We start from the raw sequence: 19,752 nt of genomic DNA, 5'->3' as shown, positions 1-19,752 counted from the left end.
CTCACCGCAGGCCGCGCGGTCGGGGCTCAGTGGATGCCGGCCATCAGCCGGGAGATGTGCCGGGTGAACATCATCGCGCCGAGGCCGAGGGCGAACGACGCCAGCCCGAAGGTGAGGAAGTAGGTCGGCTCCGGCCAGGTCTCGGCGAGCCGGGCGACCTGCCCACCGATGGCGTCACCGACGGCGGTGGCGAGAAACCACAGACCCATCATCTGGCTGGCGTACTTGACCGGGGCGAGCTTGGTGGTGGCGGACAGGCCGACCGGGCTCAGCGACAGCTCACCGGCGACCTGGATGGCGTACACGGCGACCAGCCACCACGGGGATACCAGGTCCCCGCCGACGGCGGCCTTCGCGGCGGCTGCCATCAGCACGAACGACAGGCCGTTGAGGACCAGGCCGACGGCGAACTTCACCGGCGTGGAAACCCGGTGGCCCAGGCGCAGCCAGAGCCAGGCGAACAGCGGCGCCCCGATGATGATCAGGACCGGGTTGACCGACTGGAGCCAGGAGGCGGGGAAGGTGAAGCCGAACACGTCCCGGTCGGTCCGGTCGGCGGCGAAGATGTTCAGCACCGACCCGGCCTGGTCGTAGATCAGCCAGAAGGCGGCGGCGAACACGAACAGCCACAGATACGCCTTCATCCGGCTGCGTTCGGTGCGGCTGAGCTCCCGGTCGGTGATGATCCGCGCGAAGTAGCCGACGGTGATCACGACAGTGGCGACGGTGAGCGTGTTGACCACGGTGTTGACGGTGAACAGTCCGGCCACGGCGAGCGCGGCGAGCACCAGCAGCAGCACCAGCACGCCGACGCCGACGCGGGTCAGCGCGCGGCGGCGGTCGGCGCCCAGCAGCGGGTCGGCGGGGCGGTCGCCGGCGTCGCCGAGGTTGCGCCGGCCCAGGACGTACTGGAGCACGCCGAAGGTCATGCCGATCGCGGCAGCCCCGAACCCCAGGTGCCAGTTGACCTTCTCGCCGAGGAAGCCGGTGACCAGTGGGGCCAGGAACCCGCCCAGGTTGATGCCCATGTAGAAGATGGAGAACCCGGCGTCACGGCGGGGGGAGTCGCGGTCGTACAGATCACCGACCATGGTCGAGATGTTGGGTTTGAGCAGCCCGGTGCCGAACACGATCAGGGTCATGCCGGCGAAGACGCTCCACCTGGTGGGGATCGCCATCACGTAGTGCCCGGCGGCGATGACCACACCGCCCCACAGCACGCTGCGGCGGGCCCCGATCAGCCGGTCGGCGACCCACCCGCCGGGCAGCGCCATCAGGTAGACCATGGCGTTGTAGGTGCCGTACACCGCGTTGGCGGTGGACTCCCGCATGCCCAGGCCGTCCTCGGCGACCGCGGCGGTCAGGTACAGCACGAGGATCGCGCGCATGCCGTAGAAGCTGAACCTCTCCCACATCTCGGTGAGGAACAGGGTCGACAGCGCTCGCGGGTGACCGAAGAAGGTCCTCCCACCGGGCGGTCGAGCATCGACCGGCGCGTCACTGGTCATCGTCACCTCCGGCACACCTGGGGCGCTAACATGCCCGGTGAGCGCCGAAACACTCCACCGATCCGACCCGGCCGGGGACGACCCCGCCGGGTCCCGCTCATGGCCGGCTACCCTTGCAGGGGTCACCGGGCCGGATCACCCAGCCGGGCGGGAATGCCCCGGCGGCGACGGGCCGTTACACCGAGAAGACCAGCACCACGAACGAGGGGAAGTCGATCATGGGCGAGCGTATGCTGCGCGGTAGCCGGCTGGGCGCGGTCAGCTACGAATCCGACCGCAACACGGAGCTCGCGCCGCGTCAGACCCGCGAGTACCTGTGCGCCAAGGGCCACCAGTTCGAGGTACCGTTCGCCGTCGACGCCGAGGTCCCCACGACCTGGGAGTGCAAGTTCGACGGCAGCGTCGCCCGGCTGGTCGACGGCACCGAGCCGGAGCAGAAGAAGGCCAAGCCGCCGCGTACCCACTGGGACATGCTGCTGGAGCGCCGCTCCATCGCCGAGCTGGAGGACATCCTCGCCGAGCGGCTGCAGGAGGTCCGCACCCGCCGCGGCCGCGCCTGACGAGCCTCGCGAGACAACGACGGCGTCCCCGGGAACGTTCCCGGGGACGCCGTCGTACGTGCGTCAGGGTCGGCGCGGCTCGACGATCTCACCCTCGATGGCCCGGCCCCCGTCGACCACCTGCGGCGTCTCGGGGGCGACGACCCGCCCGTCCACGGGCGACTCCGACGCGGGCCGGCTGGCGCCCCGGCGCACCCGCACCGTACGCGGCCCGAACAGGTCACCGGCGACCATCGACGACACCCGACGCTCGGCGGCACGTTGCACCCCGGCGCGGGCCAGCCGGCGCACCGGCGGCACCAGCAGCGCCAGGCCCACCAGGCCACTGACCAGGCCCGGGGTGGCCAGCAGCAGCGCGCCCAACAGCCCCACCAGGCCGTCGGTCACCTGCCGCCCCGGCGGCTGCCGGGCCTCCACCGACGAGCGGAACCCGCGCCAGGCGCGCATCCCCTCCCGGCGCAGCAGCACCAGCCCCAGCAGGGACGCCGCGAACACCAGCAGCACCACCGAGCCGAACCCGATCATCCGGCCCACCCCGACGAAGACCGCCAGCTCCAGCACCACCGCCAGCAGCAGGGCCAGTGGCACGAACCTCAGGTAACGGCGCATCTCACCTCATCCGCCTCGCGCGGCGCCCGGTCCGAACCGGGCACGGGGCGGAAACCCCGCCCCTCCAGCATGACACGCCGAGGCGTCACGGCCACCGGCCCGCCACCCGCCGGCCGGGCCGCGCCGCCGCCCGCCGGTCCCGCAGCCCCCACGTGGTGATCCGCCACAGCGCCTCGGCCACGATCAGCGGGCTCATCTTGCTCGCGCCGCGTTCCCGCTCGGCGAACGTAATCGGCACCTCCACGATCCGCACCCCCGCCCGGTGCGCCAGCCGCGACAGCTCCACCTGGAACGAGTAGCCCTGTGAGCGGACCGACTCCAGCTCCATCGCCGTCAGCGCCGCCGACCGGTACACCCGGTAGCCGCCGGTGGCGTCGGAGACCGGCATGCCCAGCACCAGCCGCGCGTACAGGTTGCCGCAGCGTGACAGCAGCAGCCGCCGCAGCGGCCAGTTCAGCACCCTCGCCCCGCGGGTCCACCTGGAGCCGATGACCACGTCGGCGTCGCGGGCGGCGGCCAGCAGGGCCGGCAGGTCCTCCGGGGCGTGCGAGCCGTCGGCGTCCATCTCCACCACCGCGTCGTAGCCGCGCCGGCGCGCCCAGGCGAACCCGGCCAGGTACGCCGCGCCGAGGCCCTCCTTGCCGGGGCGGTGCAGCACGTTGACGTGCGGGTCGGTGCCGGCCATCGCCTCGGCGAGGGCGCCGGTGCCGTCGGGGCTGTTGTCGTCGGCGACGAGGATGTCCACCGCCGGCGCGGCGTCGCGGACCCGGGCGACGATGTCGGTGAGGTTTTCGGCCTCGTTGTAGGTGGGGATCACCACCAGCACCCGTCCCACCCCGGCGTGGCCCACCTGCACTGGCTCGCTCACCGCACCCCTCCGCATCTGCCCCCGGCGTCACTGGCCGGCGTCGACCTCCCGGCGGCGTACCTGGCGCAGCGCCCCGGCGGCCACCAGGACCGCCACCGCGAGGCCGGTCAGGGCCACCTCCGGCCACACCCCGGCCCGAGTGGCCGGGGTACGCCCGTCGGCGAGGGCCATCTGACGCAACACCACCGCGCGGGTGTTGAACCCGGTGGCGTCGCTTACCCGCCCGTCGGGGGTCACGAACCCGGACACTCCGACCGTGGAGGCCATCAACGCGCCCCGGCCGTGCTCGACGGCCCGCAGCCGCACCATGGCCAGCTGCTGCCGGGCCTCGGCGACGTCGAAGGTGGCGTTGTTGGTCTGCACCACCAGCAGCTGCGCCCCGCCGTCGACGGTGTCCCGGACCAGCCCGTCGTAGGCGACCTCGAAGCAGATCACGTCGCCGAGCACCGCCGGACCGGACCGGACCACCCCGGGGGTGTCACCGGGGACGAAGTCGTTGCGCACCAGGTCGACCTGCTCGCTGACCATCCGGGCGACCTTCCGCAGCGGCACGTACTCCGCGAACGGGACAGGGTGCCGTTTGATGTACAGCTGGGACATGTCGGCCCCGGTGCCCGGCCGCCACAGGATGCCCGCATTGCGCACCTGCCCCTGCCCGGGGCCGAGCAGCACCGCGCCGACCAGGATCGGCGCGCCGATCGCGTCGGCCGCCTGGGAGATGCGCGCCCCGGCGGAGGCGTTGCGCAGCGGGTCGATGTCGGAGGAGTTCTCCGGCCAGACCACCAGGTCGGGGCGGGGCTGCGCGCCGGCGTCGACCCGGGCGGCCAGGTCGAGGGTGGCGTCGACGTGGTTGTTGAGCACCGCCTGGCGTTGGGAGTTGAAGTCCAACCCGAGCCGGGGCACGTTGCCCTGCACGACCGCGACGGTGACCGTCCGGCCGGTGCCGGCCGCGCCGGTGGGCACCAGCAGCGCCCCGCCGGTGACGGCGAGGGCCAGCGCCACCAGCAGCGCCACCGGCGCCCAGCCGCGCCCGTGGCGCCCCGGCCAGCGCCGCCACCCGCCGGCGAGCAGCAGCCCCCCGGTCAGCGCCACCGCGAACGTCACCAGCGGCGCGCCGCCGAGCCAGGCCAGCCGCAGCAGCGGGGAGGTGTCCTGGCTGAACGCCAGCCGCCCCCACGGGAACCCGCCGAACGGGGTGCGGTCGCGCAGTGCCTCCTGCGCCACCCACAGCAGCCCGGTCACCACCGGCCACGCCCAGCGGCGCCGGTCGACCAGCGGGGACACCCACGCGGTGGCGGCACCGAGCAGCGCCAGGTAGCCGGCCTGCAGCAGCGACAGCAGCAGCCACGGCAGGTGGCCGGTGTGCAGGTTGGTCCACTCCAGCATCGGCGCGAACAGCGCCACCCCGGTCAGGAAACCCAGGCCGGCGCCGGCGGGCAGCCGCCGCCGGTGCGCCGCCGCGCCCAGCAGCGCCACCCCCACCGGGGCCAACGGCCACACCCCGTACGGGGGGAACGCCAGCAGCATCGCCAGTCCGGCGAGCACGGCGGCGGGCACGGCCAGCCGCAGCGGCAGCGCGCGCCCCGTGTCCGAACGGCGTGCCCCCTCGGTGGCACGGGTCTCATCCCGGTCGAGCGTCGTCACCGGCACCTCACCACGATCACGCGCCGAAGGCTACCCGGCCGGCTCCCGGACGTGCCGCGAGCCGGGCGGGCCGGGTTTCGTCGTACCCGGCTGGCACGCTGACCGGCATGACAGCGTCCGTGACGTATGTGCTGATCCCTGGCGCCGGCGGCAGCGCCGACTACTGGCACCGGGTGAGACGGCCGGCGACTGGTGGGCGGCCACCGGCCACGCCCCGGCCCGCGCCGCGTACGCCACCGCCCAGGGCCGCACCCCGGACGCCGGCGTCGACCTGGCGGTGGACTTCTTCCACGACGTGCCCGACGAGGTGACCGCCCGGATGCTCGACGGCGCGGGACCGCCCACACCGGCTGGCCGACCTGCTGGAGTCGCACACCCAGGACCTCTGAACACAAATCGGGGCGCGGCATACGCCGCGCCCCGATGCTCCCAGGCCCTTCCCGGCCGGTGGGGCGAGAGTGAGGTGCGCCGACCTTCGGACCGACCGGACGCGGACTGGCTGCCCCCGCCGGGCCGTTGTCTACTGGCCGTGCCTCCCACCCTGCCCGTACACCGGTAACCGCGGCCGGTTCGCGCCGCCCCGCCGACCCCCGCCCGCTGGACCTGGCCGCCGCGACGAGTTGCATCATGTCGCTCGGCCAGCGGACGAAGGGACGAAGCGAACAACAGCCGCTTCCCGTAGTAGGACTCAAAGACGGTACGGCCTGCACCCCCGCCGCTGTCAACCCACCCCCGGCCAGTCGTGTGTTGCGCCACGGCGTGTCGCGTCGGCGCGTCTCAATCCGTGCCGAGATGCCGGCGCAGCAACGCCCGCGCCGCCCCTGGATGCTCCTCGCCGAGCAGACCACCGGCGGCCAGCACGTAGTCCACATCGACCACCGCGCGGGCCTCCCGCGGCAGCGGCCACCCGCCGGCGTGGTCGGCCAGCACCGCGGCGAGGACCCCCGCGGCGTCCGCGGCGGGCGCGTGACGCAACACACCGCCCGAACCCACCATCAGCCGCACGTCCCGCAGATCCCGGCCGGCGCGCTCCCCGGTGGCCGCGCCCCGGGCGTGCCGCCGCAGCGCCACCGTCGCGGCCAACGCCGCGATCCGCCGGTCGGCGGCCCGCTCGGCATCCGAGCCGGCCAGGAACCCCGGGTCGGCGGCGCGCACCGCCGCCGCCCGCGCCAACGCGTCCTGCTCCGCCGGGGCCAGCAGGCGTTCCTCGGCGGCCGCGCGGACCACCCCGGGCGCACTCCACCGCATGCCCAGGTCCCCCTCCACGGTCCGGGCCCGCCACAGCGTCCCAGCCACCTCCCGGCCGGGCCCGTCGGCCCGCTCGTCGGGGGTGAGCACCGAGTACACGTCGGTGGTGGCCCCACCAACGTCCACCACCGCCAGGTCCCCACCCAGGGCGTCGGCGAGCACCTCCACCCCGGTCAGCACCGCGTCCGGGGTGGCCGCCCGCACCAGCCGCGCGAACCGGGTCCCCCGGGACAGCCGCTTGCCGCCGATGACATGCCGCAGGAACACCTCCCGGATCCCCGCCCGCGCCGACGCCGGGGCCAGCACCCCGATGCGCGGCAGCACGTTGTCCGCCGCCGTCACCGGCACCCCCGCCCCGGCCAGCAGCGCGCACAACTCGTCGCGGACCGCGACGTTGCCGGCCAACACCACCGGCACCCGCCAGCGGGCCCTCGCCAACCGGGTCGCGTTGTGGGTCAACGTGTCGGCGTCCCCGCCGTCGGTGCCGCCGACCAGCAGCACCACATCCGGGCGGGCCCCCCGCAGCGCCGCCAGGTCCGCCGCGCCGAGCCGGCCCGCGGCCACATGCACCACGTTCGCGCCCGCCGACAACCCCACCCGGCGGCCCGCCTGGGCGGTCACCAGGGGCTCGTAGCCGACCACGGCCAGGCGCAACCCACCACCCGCGGACGAGCAGACGTACCAGGGCAGGTCGCGGACCCCGAGCCCGGCGGTGGCCGCGCCGACGGCGGCGTCCAGACCGTGCAGCACGTCCGTGCCGACCGTCGTCGGCGCCGCCGCCGCCGCGACCAGGCCGGCGCCGTCGAGGTCCACCACCGTGACCTTGGTGTACGTGGACCCGACGTCGGCGCAGACGGCGAGAGTCACGCCGGCAGCGGGACGACCACGGTGCCGGTCGCGGTAACCGCCACGACCGGCGTCTCCAGCACCTCCGCCGCCGACTCAGACCGGTCCGGCCGGCCCCGGCACACCACCCTGGCCTCGAACTCGATGGTGCGGCTGCGGGTGCCCACCCGGGTCACCGTCGCCACCACCTCCAGCACGTCCCCGGCCTTCATCGGCGCCCGGAACTGCACATCCGAGTACGACGCGAACAACCCCTCGTCGCCGTCGGTGCGGATGCACACCTCCGTCGCCACGTCCCCGAACAACCCCAGCGCGTACGCCCCGTCGACCAGGTTCCCCGCGTAGTGGGCGTGCGAGTACGGCACGTACCGCCGATGTGTGACGGTCAGCCCGACCCGGGAATCACTCATGCCTTCGCCTTCTTGTCAGTGATCAGCGCGTGCACCAGATAGCTGGCCACCTCACCCGGGGTGGTGCCCCGGCCGAAGATCCGGTCCACGCCCAACTCGCCGGTCATCGTCTCGTCGAACCGCGGCCCGCCCACGATCAACAGCGGCCGCTTCCCAGCTGGCATCGCCTCCCGGAACGCCGCGGACATCTCCCGCGTGTTGTGCAGATGCGCGTCGCGCTGCGTCACCACCTGCGACACCAGCACCGCGTCGGCCTTCTCCACCCGGGCCGCCTCCACCAGCTCCGGCACGCTGACCTGCGCGCCCAGGTTGGTGACCTTCAACTCCCGGTAGTACTCCAGGCCCTTCTCCCCCGCGATGCCCTTGACGTTGAGGATCGCGTCGATGCCCACGGTGTGCGCGTCCGTGCCGATGCACGCCCCCACCACCGACAGCTTGCGCCGCAACCGCTGCTTCACCACCGTGTTGACCTCCTTGGCCGACAGCAGCGCGAAGTCCCGCTCGACCACCTGCACCGCGGCCAGGTCCACCAGATGGTTCACCCGCCCGTACACCACGAAGAAGGTGAACGCGTCACCGACGGGCTTGGCGTGCACCAGCATCGCCGGGTCGATGCCCATCTTGTTGGCCAACTGCACCGCCGCGCCCTCGGCCCGCTTGTCGTGCGGCACCGGCAACGTGAACGACACCTGCACCATGCCGTCGCCGGTGGTGTCCCCGTACGGCCGGACGATCTTCTTGTCGCTCATGCCGGCTGCTCCAGGATCTCGGTGGCCGGGTTGTAGTAGTCGCCCTCGTGCGCGGCCACCCCGGCCAGACCCTTGCCCCGGTCCGCCGGCCGCTTCATGATCCCGAACGTGCCCTCGGCGATCGCCGTCAACAGCGACTGGTCACCGACGCGCTCCAGCAGGTCCAGCGCCTCACCCAGGACCCGGTTGGCGCGCTGCTGGATGAACCCGCCCGGCGCCGGCACGAAGTCCTCGTGCAACCCGCCGGCCGCCCCGAGGACATACCGCACGTTCTGCAGGGCGACGTCCCGGTCCGACAGCCACGGCGTCACCACCGCCTCCGTCATCATCCCCACCAGCAGGATGCCCTGCCCGGTCATGGTGCCCACCAGGTTGAAGAACCCGTCGAGCAGATTGCCGCGAAACACGTCCCCGGTCATGTGCTTCGTCGGCGGCATCCACTTCAACGGCGCGTCCGGGAACAACTCCCGCGCCAGCAACGCGTGCGCCAACTCCAGCCGGAACGACTCCGGCAGATCCGGGTTGATCTCGAACGCGTGCCCCAACCCCAACTGCCAGTCGGCCAACCCGGCCTCGTGCGCAAAGAACTCGTTGAGCAGCTGCGACACCGTCACCGTGTGCGCCTCGTCCACCGCGTCAGCGGTGGTCAGGTAGTTGTCCTCACCGGTGTTGATGATGATCCCCGCCCGGGCATGCACCTGCCGGGAGAAGCGCTGGTCCACGAACGTGCGGATCGGATTGATGTCGCGGAACAGGATCCCGTACATCGAATCGTTGAGCATCATGTCCAGACGCTCCAGACCCGCCAGGGTCGCCATCTCCGGCATGCACAGACCCGACGCGTAGTTCGTCAACCGCACGTACCGGCCCAACTCCTTCGACGTCTCATCCAACGCCGCCCGCATCAGCCGGAAGTTCTCCTGCGTGGCGTACGTGCCAGCGAAACCCTCCCGGGTCGCCCCCTCCGGCACGTAGTCCAGCAGCGACTGACCCGTCGACCGGATCACCGCGATCACGTCCGCGCCCGCCCGCGCCGCGGCCTGCGCCTGCGGGATGTCCTCGTAGATGTCACCGGTCGCGACGATCAGGTAGATCCACGGCCGCTGCGCCGGATCCCCGTACCGCCTGACAAGCCGATCCCGCTCGGCCCGCCGCCGGTCGATCAGCCGGATCCCCGCGCCCACCGCCCGCCGCGCCGCCTTCCGCGCCGCGGTGGCCGCCTTCCCGGTCGGCGACGTGAACCGCACCGACCCGGCCGCGGCCTTCTGCGCCAGCAACGTCACGTCGGTGATCTGCTCCCGGGCCAGGGCGTCGAACACCGGCACCGCCACCCCGTGGCCCAGGCCGACGTCGGCGACCACCGCGTCCACCAGGCGATTCACCCACGGAATACCATCCGGGTCGGCACCGGTCACCCCGGCCAGCCGCAGCACCGCCCGCTCCACCGACACCGTCGTGTGGCTGCGCGCCAGATCCACCACCGGCTGCCCGGCGCGGCGCGCCAACTCCCGCGCCCGGGCCACCAGCGCCGGATCCAGGTCAAGCTTGCCCGTCACGCCGTCACCTCGCCGTGCTCGGTGACCCCGCGACGGCCCAGTGCTGTGCCGACGACTCGCTCGCTACGCTCGCTCACGCAGACCCTTCCTCATAGATGACCTCACCGCGCAGCACCGTCCGCCGGCACACCGGCAACGGCGTCGGGTCCTCCGCACCCCGCAGCTCCGGGTCCTCGGCCTGCAACACCGGCAGACCCCGCTCCACCCCCGCCGGGGTCGACCACACCGCGAACGTCGCCGGCGCCCCCAACGCCAGCACACCCTCGTTGTCCAGGTGCACCGCCCGCCAGCCACCCCGGGTGTGCGCCGCGAACGCCGCCCGCACACTCATCCGCTGCACCGGGTTGTGGTGCGCCGCAGCCGCCCGCACCGACCCCCACGGGTCCAGCGGCGTCACCGGCGAATCCGACCCGAACGCCAACGCCACCCCGACCGCGTGCATCGCCCCCATCGGGTTCGACTCCAACGACCGGTCCAGGCCCAGACGCGACTCGTACATCCGGCCCGCGCCACCCCACAACCGGTCGAACGCCGGCTGCATGCTCGCCACGATCCCGTACTCCACGAACCCGGCGATCAGACGCTTGTTCATGATCTCCGCGTGCTCCACCCGATGCCGGGCCGCCCGCACCCGGTCCGTGCCCAGCTTCTCCGCCGCCGCCGCGAATCCGTCCAGCACCGTCGAGATCGCCGCGTCACCGATCGCGTGGAACCCGCCCTGCATCCCGTGCGCCGCACAGTCCAGCAGATGGTCACGCACCTCGTCCACGGAGACGTACCCGTGCCCGCAGGAACCCCCGTCGCCGTCCAGGTACGCCCGCGACACGTGCGCCGTCCGCGACCCCAACGCCCCATCGGCGAACAGGTCACCACCGGCCCCCACCGCGCCCAACTCCCGGGCCCGCGCCGCACCCAGCAGCTCACCCCAGTAGCCGTACACCTCCGCCACGCCGTCCCCCGACAGCGCCAGCAGACCCGTGAAGTCCTCCTCGTCGGAGATCTCCGGACCACCGCACTCATGCACCGCCGCGATACCCAGCGACACCGCGTGCGCCAACGCCGCCCGCTGCGCCGCCACCCGCTGCGGCCGCGTCACCGACTCGAACGCCGCCGCCCGCACCACGTGGTGGGCGTCGCGACGCAGCCAACCCGACGCGTCGTACCCGGCCGCCTCCGCCGCCTGCGGACACGCCGCCAGCAGCGCCGCCGACACCAGCGCCGAATGGATCGACGCCTGCGACAGGTACACCCGCCGGCCCCCGGCCGCCCGGTCCAACGCCGCCGCGTCCGGCAGCTCCGGCACCGGCCAGTTCGACTCGTCCCACCCGTGCCCCAGCACCACCGCGTCCGACGGCAACCCCGCCGCGAACGCCGCCACCGCGTCCAGCAGCCCGGCCGCCGACCGCACCGCGGACAGGTCCAGCCCCGACAACGCCAGCCCGGTGTCCGTGGCGTGCACGTGCGCGTCCACGAACGCCGGCGTCACCAACGCCCCGTCCAGCTCCACCACCCGGTCGGCGGCCGGCGCGTCCGCGTCCGCCCCCAACCAGGCGATCTTGCCACCGGTCACCAGCAGGGCCGTCGCGCCCGGATCGGCCGGACAGTACAGCAGCCCGCCGCGGTACAGAGTCGAGGGGTTCGTCATGGCACTCAGTGTGCCGCCAGCCGCGACTCGAACAGACCGCGGACCCCCGGCTCCGACCGCAACAGCCCCAACGCCAGCTCCGCGTGACCGGGCACGTAACCGTTGCCCACCAGCATCGTCACGTCCGCCGCCAGCCCCTCCGCGCCCAACGCCGCCGCCGCGAAACTCGTCGCCATCGAAAAGAAGATCACCGTGCCGCCGTCCGCCGTGGCCAGCACCGCCCCGTGCTCGCAACCCGGCACGTCCACGCAGACCACCGTGACATCCGCCGGCACCCCCAGCGCCGACGTCACCGCCGTCGACAGCGCGACCGGATCCCGGGCGTCGGCCAGCGCGACCACCGAGGCCAGACCGGCGTCGCTCAGCGCGTCGCGCTCCGCCGCCACCGGCACCACCCCGACGGTACGAGCCGCGCCCGCCCGCCTCGCCGCGGCCAGCGACAGCGACCCGCTCTTGCCGGCGCCACCGATCACCGCCACGTTCACCGGCGTCGGATCGCCCGCACGGCGCCGCTGCTCGACGTACCCGGCCACCACCCGCGCGGTCAGCGCCGGTGCCCCGCACACGTCCAGCACCGCCAGGGACAGCTCCGGGTGCAGGTCCGCCGGCAGCACCGCGGCGATCGACCGGGCGAACAGGATCGCATACCCGTCGCAGGGCACCTGCTCGCTGCGCCCGTCCCAGCGGGCCAGCCCGTCGAGGACGGTCAGCGGCGTCAGCGTCAGCGACACCAGCGTCGCCACCCGCTCGCCTGGCTTCAGCGAAAGCGGCGAGCGCCGGCCGACCTCCTCCACCGTGCCGATCAGCATGCCGCCCGACCCGGTCACCGGGTTCTGCATCTTGCCCCGGGTAGCGATGATCTCCAGCACCTCGGCGCGGACCTTCTCCCCGTCGCCGCCGTGCTTCTCCGACAACTGCCGGAAGCTCGCCGCGTCCAGGTTCAGCCGTTCGACCCGGATCCGCACCTCGTTCGGCGCGATCCGCGGGTCGGCGTCCAGCCGCCACGCCGCCTGCGGCAGCACCCCCGCCGGTTGCACAACGCGGTGCAGACCCACCGGTGACGTCACGCCGACCTCCCCCTGTCCAGCCGCTCGAAGCCCCGGCCTGGGCTCGCATCGCGGGAAAACTTCCGGCAGACTAATTTCTTCACCGGATATTTTCCAGTAGCCTAGCCGCTGATCATCTACATCACCACGCACCGAGGAGGGGCCGTGACCCAGACCCAACCGGTTGAGACCATCCCTCAACCCCGTCACGCCCCGGTCGCCACGCCGACCGCCGGGCAGCCGTACGAGTACCGCCGCAGCCCTCTGGTCGAACCCGACTGGACCCGCTTCCCCGGCTGGCGCCACGTCACCCGCGAGCAGTGGGAAAACGCACAGTGGCAGCGCGTCAACTGCGTCAAGAACATCAAGCAGCTGCGCACCGTCCTCGGCGACGGAGTCGACGAGACCTTCTACGACGACCTCGCCGCCGACCAGAGCGCCCTGGCCACCATGTCCATGCTGGTGCCGCCGCAGATGCTCAACACCATGGTCCCGTTCGCCCCGATGACCACCGAGGCGTTCCTCGCCGACCCCGTCCGGCGCTACATGATCCCCGTCGCCTCCGACCGGCGCACCGACTGGCCGTCACACCCGTACGCCAGCCGCGACTCCCTGCACGAGCACGACATGTGGGTCGCCGAGGGCCTCACCCACCGCTACCCCACCAAGGTCCTCGCCGAACTGCTCTCCACCTGCCCGCAGTACTGCGGCCACTGCACCCGGATGGACCTGGTCGGCAACTCCACCCCCACCGTCGACAAGCTCAAGCTCACCCTCAAGCCCGTCGACCGCTACGACGCCCACATCGCCTACCTCAAGGCCCACCCGGGTGTACGCGACGTCGTCGTCTCCGGCGGTGACGTGGCCAACGTGCCGTGGAAGAACCTCGAGTCGTACCTGATGCGGCTGCTGGAGCTGGACACCGTACGTGACATCCGGCTCGCCACCAAGGCGCTGATGGGCCTGCCCCAGCACTGGCTCCAGCACGACGTCGTCGAGGGCCTGGAGCGGGTCGCCCGCACCGCCGCCCGTCGCGGCGTCAACCTGGCCATCCACACCCACGTCAACCACGCCCAGTCGCTCACCCCGCTGGTCGCCAAGGCCGCCCAGACCGCCCTCGCCGTCGGCGTCCGCGACGTGCGCAACCAGGGCGTGCTCATGCGCGGCGTCAACGCCACCACCCCCGACCTGCTCGACCTCTGCTTCGCCCTGCAGGGCGAAGCGGGCATCCTGCCGTACTACTTCTACATGTGCGACATGATCCCCAACGCCGAGCACTGGCGGGTCCCGGTCTGGCACGCCCAGCAGCTCCAGCACGACATCATGGGCTACCTGCCCGGCTACGCCACTCCGCGGATCGTCTGCGACGTCCCCTTCGTCGGCAAGCGCTGGGTGCACATGCTCACCGAGTACGACCGCGAACGCGGCATCTCGTACTGGACCAAGAACTACCGCACCTCGATCGAATCCGCCGACCTGGAAGCGCTCAACAAGCGCTACGCCTACTACGACCCGATCGACACCCTGCCCGAGGCCGGCCAGCAGTGGTGGGCCGCCCACCGCGACGACTGATCCCGATCCGCTATCGCCCGGCACCCGTCACAGGGTGCCGGGCGATCCGCGTCTCCGCCACCGCGACACCACCGATCTCTCCTCGTCCCGGGGTCAGCCGCCGCGCGGCGCGTACATGATGACCGCGACACCCAGCAGGCAGATCCCCGCGCCCGCCAGGTCCCACCGGTCCGGCCGGAAGCCGTCCACGAGCATGCCCCACGCCAACGACCCCGCCACGAACACGCCCCCGTACGCGGCCAGGATCCGGCCGAAGTTCGGGTCCGGCTGGAAGGTGGCCACGAAGCCGTAGCAGCCCAGCGCGATCACCCCGGCCGCGATCCACCACAGGCCCCGGTGCTCCCGCCAGCCCTGCCAGATCAGCCAGGCCCCGCCGATCTCGGCGAGCGCGGCCAGGGCGAACAGCAGCAGGGACCGGGCGAGTGTCACGCCCGCCACGCTAGCCGAGCGGTCCCCGGGGATACCCCCGGGGACCGCTCGGCACGCACCTGCGTCAGCGGAATGCGTCCCGCGCGTCGCGTCCGGCGTTCTTGACGTTCTCGCCGGCCTGCCTGGCCCGGGCGGCGCTCTGCTCGTTGGCGCCCTCGGCCCGCATCCGCTCATTGTCGGTGACGTCGCCGATCCGCTCCTTCGCGACACCGGTGAGCTGCTGGGCCTTGTTCTTCGCCTTGTCCGTGAAGTTCATGTCTCGCCTCCTGCTGCTCCGGCGGTGCGCGGGGCCGGGTGCCCCGCTCCCCCGGTGCGTCCCCGGTCGGTGGGGCCCGAAACCGCGTCTGGTCGGCGGTGGGTGTGGTTGACCGCGTGGCAGGAGTCACGCGGGGTAGAGCATCCTAGGACACTGTGCCGGAAGGTGGTGACTGATCAAGCAGGTACGCATCGGCGGCCAGAATCGGCAACAAGAGCCCTCAGCTCACGGCGGGCGGACTCGCCGCTCTAGTCCGGCAGGTCGTCGTCGCCGTAGCGGTGCTCCCCGGTGAGGATCGGAGCGTCGTGTTCCAGGCAGGCCATCACCGTGGTCGCCAGGTCCGCGCGCCCGGTGAAGTCCCGCCAGTAGGCCAGTTCCTGCTGTCGTCTGCCAATGAGATTGAGGCATGATCTGGCTCCTGAGCTGGGGTGCCTCAGATTGACTGGCAGAGCTGCACGCACGTTTCTGCCAGTGGAGTTGAGGCGACGGGGACTGGCGAGTAAATGCGGCAGCCGCCCTGATCCAGGCGAGTCACTCGTCGCCCCGGATGCGGGCGTGGAGGTGCATGTCGTGCCGACCGTCGGAGTGGATGGCGTCGCTGCGTTTGGTGCCCTCCAAGAGGAAACCGGCTTTGACGGCGACGCGGCAGGAGGCGTTGTTGCGGGTCGAGTGATCCAGGTGTAGACGGTGGAAACCAGCCTCGCTGAGTGCCCAGACGCTCAGGGCCGTCAGCGCGCGGGAGGCCACACCTGCTCCGCGGGCGGCCGGGAGCACCCAGTATGCGCATCCCGCGACGCCGTCATTGAGATTCATTCCGCCCATGGCCATACGCCCCAGCACCTCACCGCCGCCGCGGGTCACCGCCCAACTCGCGCCCGTCTCCTCCGCCCATGCCTGGCGATACAGTTCGAACCACTCACGGACCTGGTCTTCAGATGCGGGTTGGCGAGTGTGCCAGTGCTGGATCTCGGGGTCGCGATAGGCGGCGAAGAATACTGCGGCGTCGGCCGCTTCCCAGGGTCGCAGCCGCAGGCCGCCGGCGGCGGACAGCACCGGTTGCTGGCTGTTGGCGAGTGTGCCGGCGCGAATGGCGGGCGGCGTTGACAGGGTTGAGGTCACACCTCATCCTCTCTTGGCAACGATCACGGGTGTCATGTCGGCAGGGGTGGCTGCGCATCGGTAATTGGAGGCATGATCACGCTCCTGATCTGGGGTGCCTCGACTTGATTGGCAAAGTCGGGTCGTCAGCTCTGCCATTGAAGCTGAGGCAAGTCCCGGTGCGCGGTGCTGGGGCCGCGTCTCGGGTGCGGAATGCCGGTGGCATGTTCGTAGCGCTCGGGTGGTTGCTCCCGGCGCAGCAACCTGTGGTTGTCAGGGTCTCGGATGGCCTCGATCTGGTCCATGATCCATTGGGTGACGGGCGGGAACTTGCGGTAGTGCGGCCACGAATACCAGCGGTAGTTCGGGTTGACGGTGCGCTGTATTTCAGTGGTGAAACGTGCGAGCGCGGGGCCTTGGCAGGGCCCCGGAGTAGTCCGCGAATGTCCTGTTTGGTCTGACTGTGGCCGGGTGGCTGAGTGTGGGCGAGCACGGCACCTGTGGATCATGGAGTTGTCTAGGCTTCAAGATCCGCAAGGGGTGCCGTGCTCGCCGTGTCATCATCGCTCATCGCCTCGGCCGTTGGCGTCGCGGCCGTGTCCTCCTCGGCATCGGGGTCAACTATGGAGGGGCTGCTCGACCGGTTGGCGGGGGTGAATGACCCTCGAGATCCGCGTGGTGTGCGCTACGCGTTGGCGACCCTGCTCGCGATCGGTGTCTGCGCGATGACCGCGGCGGGTCACAACTGCCTGACCGCGATCGCGGAGTGGGTTCGCCGTTGTGACCAGGGGGATCTTCGACGGCTTGGCTGCCCGTTCAACCCGTTCACCGGCCGTTACCGAGTGCCGGACGAGCGGACCCTACGCGACGCCTACGGCAAGGTGGACCCAGCTGATCTGGCCGCCGTCGGATTCGGGCACCTTGCCACACTGACCCGACCCGAATCCGGCGCGCAGACACCGGACGGTGTGACCGAGCGGGAACAACGTCGTGCCCACCACGCCGCCGCCGGCGGCACGCCGCGGCGTGCCGCGATCGCGGTGGACGGCAAGTGCCTGCGCGGCGCCCGACGTCCCGACGGCAGCCAGGTGTTCATCCTGTCGGCCGTGCGTCACGCCGACGCGGTCACTCTCGCCGCCCGGCAGATTGACGCGAAGACCAACGAGATTCCCGAGTTCGCGCCCCTGCTGGACCAGATCACCGACACCGACCTCGCCGGAGCGGTGATCACCGCTGATGCGTTGCACGCGCAACGCGCCCACGCCGTCTACCTCGTCGAGCAACGCCACGCCCAGTATTTGCTCACGGTCAAGGACAACCAGCCCACCCTCGCCGCCGCACTGTGGGCGCTGCCGTGGAAACAGGTGCCCGTTCTGCACCGACAGCGCGACCGCGGCCACGGCCGCGACGAGATTCGCGAGGTCCAGGTCGTCACCGTGGATGATCTGATGTTTCCCCATGCCCATCAGGTCGTGCGGATCCGCCGCCGACGCCGCCAGCTGGGCACGAAGAAGTGGACCACCGAGGTCGTCTACGCGATCACGGACCTGCCCACCCACCAGGCCCGACCCGAAGAAATCGCCGCCTGGGCCCGCCAGCACTGGACCATCGAGAACAGCGTCCACTGGGCCCTGGGCGGCACCGGGTTCTGGCGTGCCGACATTCCCGGCCGGGCCGCCGGCGACTACGGGCCGCTGAACGCGATCGCCCGCAACAAGGTCAACCTCGAACGGATCATCACCCACTGGCCGGACATGCTACGGGTGGCCGGCTCCCTGATCACTAACCAGGTCCGCGCCTACGACCTGCTGCGGATGCTGACCCGCGACGGGCATCCCACCCCGCTCGGTCAAGCCCTGGCCGAGTACGGCCGGATCGCCAAGACCCTGCACCTGCTGGCCATGGTCGACCCGGTCGACGAAACGTACCGGCGTACCGTGACCCGGCAACTGAACATCGGCGAGTCCCGACACTCCCTGGCCCGCAAGATCCTGCACGGACACCGCGGCGACATCATGCAGCCCTACCGCGCCGGACAGGAAGACCAGCTCGGCGCGCTCGGGCTCGTCCTCAACGCCGTCGTGCTCTTCAACACCCGCTACATCGACCTCGCCGTCACCGCGCTACGCGAGCAGGGCTCACAGGTCCGCGACGAAGACGCCGCCCGTTTGTCGCCGCTCGGGTATGCGCACGTCAACATGCTCGGGCGTTACACCTTCCCAGCGCCGTCCAATGCACAGCGGCTCAGGCCGCTGCGCGACCCGGAAACCGATGTCAGCTGACGCCATCTCGCTACTGGATCTTGCAGGAGCCCGCGCCGTCGCGCCCTAGACCGTCTGACCTGCTAGTGCCGCGGGGCTCCGCTGCGTCGGCCGTGAAAATCGCTGTCCGGTCGTCGGAACACGGTGATAGAAAGCCTGGGTGCACAAGATTCTCACGTTCCATGATCAGCTGCGGCTGATCAACGAACGGTCGACCGCCTTCCGCGCTGCGGTCGCCGCGGCGCCCAGCCTCGACCTGCAGGTGCCGACCCATCCCGAGCGGACGCTGTTCGATCTTGTGCAACACGTGGGCATGGGCCGCCGCAAATCAGCCGCCATCGTCGCCGCAGGGCCCGCAGACGCTCCCCCAGACAAGTCGGCCTGGGAGGACGGCATGGGTGCGCCTCGGGAACGCGAGGCTCTCCTGGCCTGGTGGACCGCGTCCGTCGAGCAACTGACGAGCGCGCTGCGCGAGGCCGGGCCGGACCGCGGCTGTTGGACGTGGTGGGGGGACTCCCCATCACCGCAAACCTCTGGTGCCTGGGCGCGGCGCCAAGTTCCTGAGATCGCAGTGCACACCTACGACGCCCAGCTCACCGTGGGTGCCCCGCAGCCGCTACCAAACGAGGTCGCCCTCGACGGTTTCGACGACTGCCAGTACACCCTCTGCGCCACGACGGTCGCCTGGCCACACGAACCCGCCGTCGTCGACTACCACGCCACCGAGGGCCGCTCCTGGCGCCTCCGGCTGTCCCGCGACGGCGCACGGGTCGCCCGCTTCGGCGAGCCCGCTGCCAGCGAGGACCCGGGCACGGCCGACGCCTCCGCCCGGGGCACGGCCAGTGACCTGGTCCTGTTCTTCTACGGCCGCATACCGCTGGATTCCCTGAAGTGGGACGGCGACCGCCGCATCTTCGATCAGCTCATCGCCTGGGACCCGTCCGTGTGACAATCGACGACAAGCCATCTCGTGTGCCCGAGGGGCCGATGCCGCAGCCAAGTCGCAGGGTATCCGGCTCGGGTGGCTGGAAGAGATGCGCCCTTGCTGGCGGTACAGACCTTGAAGGACAGGTTGTGTCGGGCGCGAGAGCATGGCCGGTGAATACGGAAATGTGCTTGCCGGTGGACGCGGCGGTACGTGATCCTCTGGTTGTGCAGGCTCCTCTGCCAGTGCTGTGGTTGTGCGGCCCTTCGGGCGTGGGCAAGTCCACCACGGCCTGGAAGCTGTTCACGGGCCTGCCCGGCGCCGGCCACGTCGACATCGACCAGGTGGGCATGTGCTACCCGGAGATCCCGTCCGACCCCGGCAGGACCGGTGCTAGAGGCGCGCATCCTCGACCGCGCGGTTACCAATGGGTGCGGCTCCCTTGGAGGGATGATCAGGCTGGGATGACGCCGTCGAGGTAGCGGTCGGCGTGGACTCGTTGTCGCTCCTTGTCGAGGTGGT

General features: G+C 71.6%; 17 protein-coding genes and 2 pseudogenes. 5 read left to right on the top strand and 14 right to left on the bottom strand.

Translation table 11 applies throughout. The features are described from left to right. Positions 1-26 precede the first annotated feature (26 nt). The gene (locus ABZ807_RS17375; protein ID WP_357158697.1) at positions 27-1,508 is read right to left on the bottom strand and encodes a peptide MFS transporter; all 1,482 of its coding nucleotides are present in this window, start codon (positions 1,506-1,508) and stop codon (positions 27-29) included. 218 nt (positions 1,509-1,726) lie between these two features. Between ABZ807_RS17375 and ABZ807_RS17370 the strand changes: the two genes are divergently transcribed. Then, the gene (locus ABZ807_RS17370) at positions 1,727-2,068 is read left to right on the top strand and encodes an RNA polymerase-binding protein RbpA (protein WP_007070998.1); all 342 of its coding nucleotides are present in this window, start codon (positions 1,727-1,729) and stop codon (positions 2,066-2,068) included. Positions 2,069-2,131: 63 nt separating this feature from the next. Here the strand turns inward: ABZ807_RS17370 and ABZ807_RS17365 are convergent, their stop codons facing one another. The 9 genes from ABZ807_RS17365 to ABZ807_RS17325 all read right to left on the bottom strand — a co-directional run bounded on the left by ABZ807_RS17365 (position 2,132) and on the right by ABZ807_RS17325 (position 12,698). Further along, positions 2,132-2,677 (bottom strand): FxsA family protein, encoded by a 546-nt coding sequence (locus ABZ807_RS17365; protein ID WP_357158308.1) that lies wholly within the window; start codon positions 2,675-2,677, stop codon positions 2,132-2,134. Positions 2,678-2,762: 85 nt separating this feature from the next. Next, positions 2,763-3,545: a polyprenol monophosphomannose synthase gene (locus ABZ807_RS17360; protein ID WP_357158305.1), complete on the bottom strand. Its 783-nt coding sequence runs from the start codon at positions 3,543-3,545 to the stop codon at positions 2,763-2,765. A 27-nt stretch (positions 3,546-3,572) separates the two neighbouring features. Further along, positions 3,573-5,120, bottom strand: coding sequence for an apolipoprotein N-acyltransferase (lnt, locus tag ABZ807_RS17355; RefSeq protein ID WP_357158694.1), 1,548 nt, complete (start codon positions 5,118-5,120; stop codon positions 3,573-3,575). 846 nt (positions 5,121-5,966) lie between these two features. Further along, positions 5,967-7,304: a glutamate mutase L gene (locus ABZ807_RS17350; RefSeq protein WP_357158302.1), complete on the bottom strand. Its 1,338-nt coding sequence runs from the start codon at positions 7,302-7,304 to the stop codon at positions 5,967-5,969. Next, the gene (locus tag ABZ807_RS17345; RefSeq protein WP_357158299.1) at positions 7,301-7,693 is read right to left on the bottom strand and encodes a hotdog domain-containing protein; all 393 of its coding nucleotides are present in this window, start codon (positions 7,691-7,693) and stop codon (positions 7,301-7,303) included. Before ABZ807_RS17345 ends, ABZ807_RS17350 begins: the two co-directional genes overlap by 4 nt. Beyond that, positions 7,690-8,442 (bottom strand): OAM dimerization domain-containing protein, encoded by a 753-nt coding sequence (locus ABZ807_RS17340; protein ID WP_357158296.1) that lies wholly within the window; start codon positions 8,440-8,442, stop codon positions 7,690-7,692. Before ABZ807_RS17340 ends, ABZ807_RS17345 begins: the two co-directional genes overlap by 4 nt. Then, complete coding sequence (locus ABZ807_RS17335; RefSeq protein ID WP_357158293.1) at positions 8,439-9,998, bottom strand: lysine 5,6-aminomutase subunit alpha; 1,560 nt, start codon at positions 9,996-9,998, stop codon at positions 8,439-8,441. The genes ABZ807_RS17340 and ABZ807_RS17335 overlap by 4 nt, the downstream gene beginning before the upstream one ends. A gap of 73 nt (positions 9,999-10,071) precedes the next feature. Continuing rightward, complete coding sequence (locus ABZ807_RS17330) at positions 10,072-11,643, bottom strand: amidohydrolase family protein (RefSeq protein WP_357158290.1); 1,572 nt, start codon at positions 11,641-11,643, stop codon at positions 10,072-10,074. 5 nt (positions 11,644-11,648) lie between these two features. Next, on the bottom strand, positions 11,649-12,698 hold the full coding sequence (locus ABZ807_RS17325) for a zinc-binding alcohol dehydrogenase (protein ID WP_357158691.1): 1,050 nt from the start codon (positions 12,696-12,698) through the stop codon (positions 11,649-11,651). A 156-nt stretch (positions 12,699-12,854) separates the two neighbouring features. On the opposite strand from ABZ807_RS17325, the gene ABZ807_RS17320 reads away from it, so the two are divergent. Beyond that, the gene (locus ABZ807_RS17320; RefSeq protein ID WP_357158287.1) at positions 12,855-14,261 is read left to right on the top strand and encodes a lysine 2,3-aminomutase; all 1,407 of its coding nucleotides are present in this window, start codon (positions 12,855-12,857) and stop codon (positions 14,259-14,261) included. 93 nt (positions 14,262-14,354) lie between these two features. On the opposite strand, the gene ABZ807_RS17315 is transcribed toward ABZ807_RS17320, so the two are convergent. From ABZ807_RS17315 to ABZ807_RS17300, 4 genes are all read right to left on the bottom strand, one after another. Further along, on the bottom strand, positions 14,355-14,690 hold the full coding sequence (locus ABZ807_RS17315) for a YnfA family protein (protein WP_357158284.1): 336 nt from the start codon (positions 14,688-14,690) through the stop codon (positions 14,355-14,357). 64 nt (positions 14,691-14,754) lie between these two features. Next, the gene (locus ABZ807_RS17310; protein ID WP_357158281.1) at positions 14,755-14,946 is read right to left on the bottom strand and encodes a CsbD family protein; all 192 of its coding nucleotides are present in this window, start codon (positions 14,944-14,946) and stop codon (positions 14,755-14,757) included. 248 nt (positions 14,947-15,194) lie between these two features. Then, complete coding sequence (locus ABZ807_RS17305; protein ID WP_357158712.1) at positions 15,195-15,407, bottom strand: hypothetical protein; 213 nt, start codon at positions 15,405-15,407, stop codon at positions 15,195-15,197. A 70-nt stretch (positions 15,408-15,477) separates the two neighbouring features. Continuing rightward, complete coding sequence (locus ABZ807_RS17300) at positions 15,478-16,065, bottom strand: GNAT family N-acetyltransferase (protein ID WP_357158279.1); 588 nt, start codon at positions 16,063-16,065, stop codon at positions 15,478-15,480. Between the two features lie 602 nt (positions 16,066-16,667). Here ABZ807_RS17300 and ABZ807_RS17295 point away from each other — a divergent pair. From ABZ807_RS17295 to ABZ807_RS17285, 3 genes and pseudogenes are all read left to right on the top strand, one after another. After that, a pseudogene (locus ABZ807_RS17295) lies at positions 16,668-17,672 on the top strand (ISAs1 family transposase); the annotation flags it as partial. A 21-nt stretch (positions 17,673-17,693) separates the two neighbouring features. Further along, positions 17,694-18,326 (top strand): annotated as a pseudogene (locus ABZ807_RS17290) (Tn3 family transposase); the annotation flags it as partial. 139 nt (positions 18,327-18,465) lie between these two features. Next, positions 18,466-19,254 carry a maleylpyruvate isomerase family mycothiol-dependent enzyme gene (locus ABZ807_RS17285; RefSeq protein WP_357158276.1) on the top strand — a complete coding sequence of 263 codons (789 nt, stop codon included), beginning with the start codon at positions 18,466-18,468 and terminating at the stop codon, positions 19,252-19,254. Positions 19,255-19,752 lie beyond the last annotated feature (498 nt).

This window comes from Micromonospora sp. NPDC047548, assembly GCF_040642975.1.
Lineage (GTDB): Bacteria > Actinomycetota > Actinomycetes > Mycobacteriales > Micromonosporaceae > Micromonospora.
Note: the sequence above shows the minus strand (reverse complement) of the source record. Positions and strands in the feature narration are given on the sequence as shown.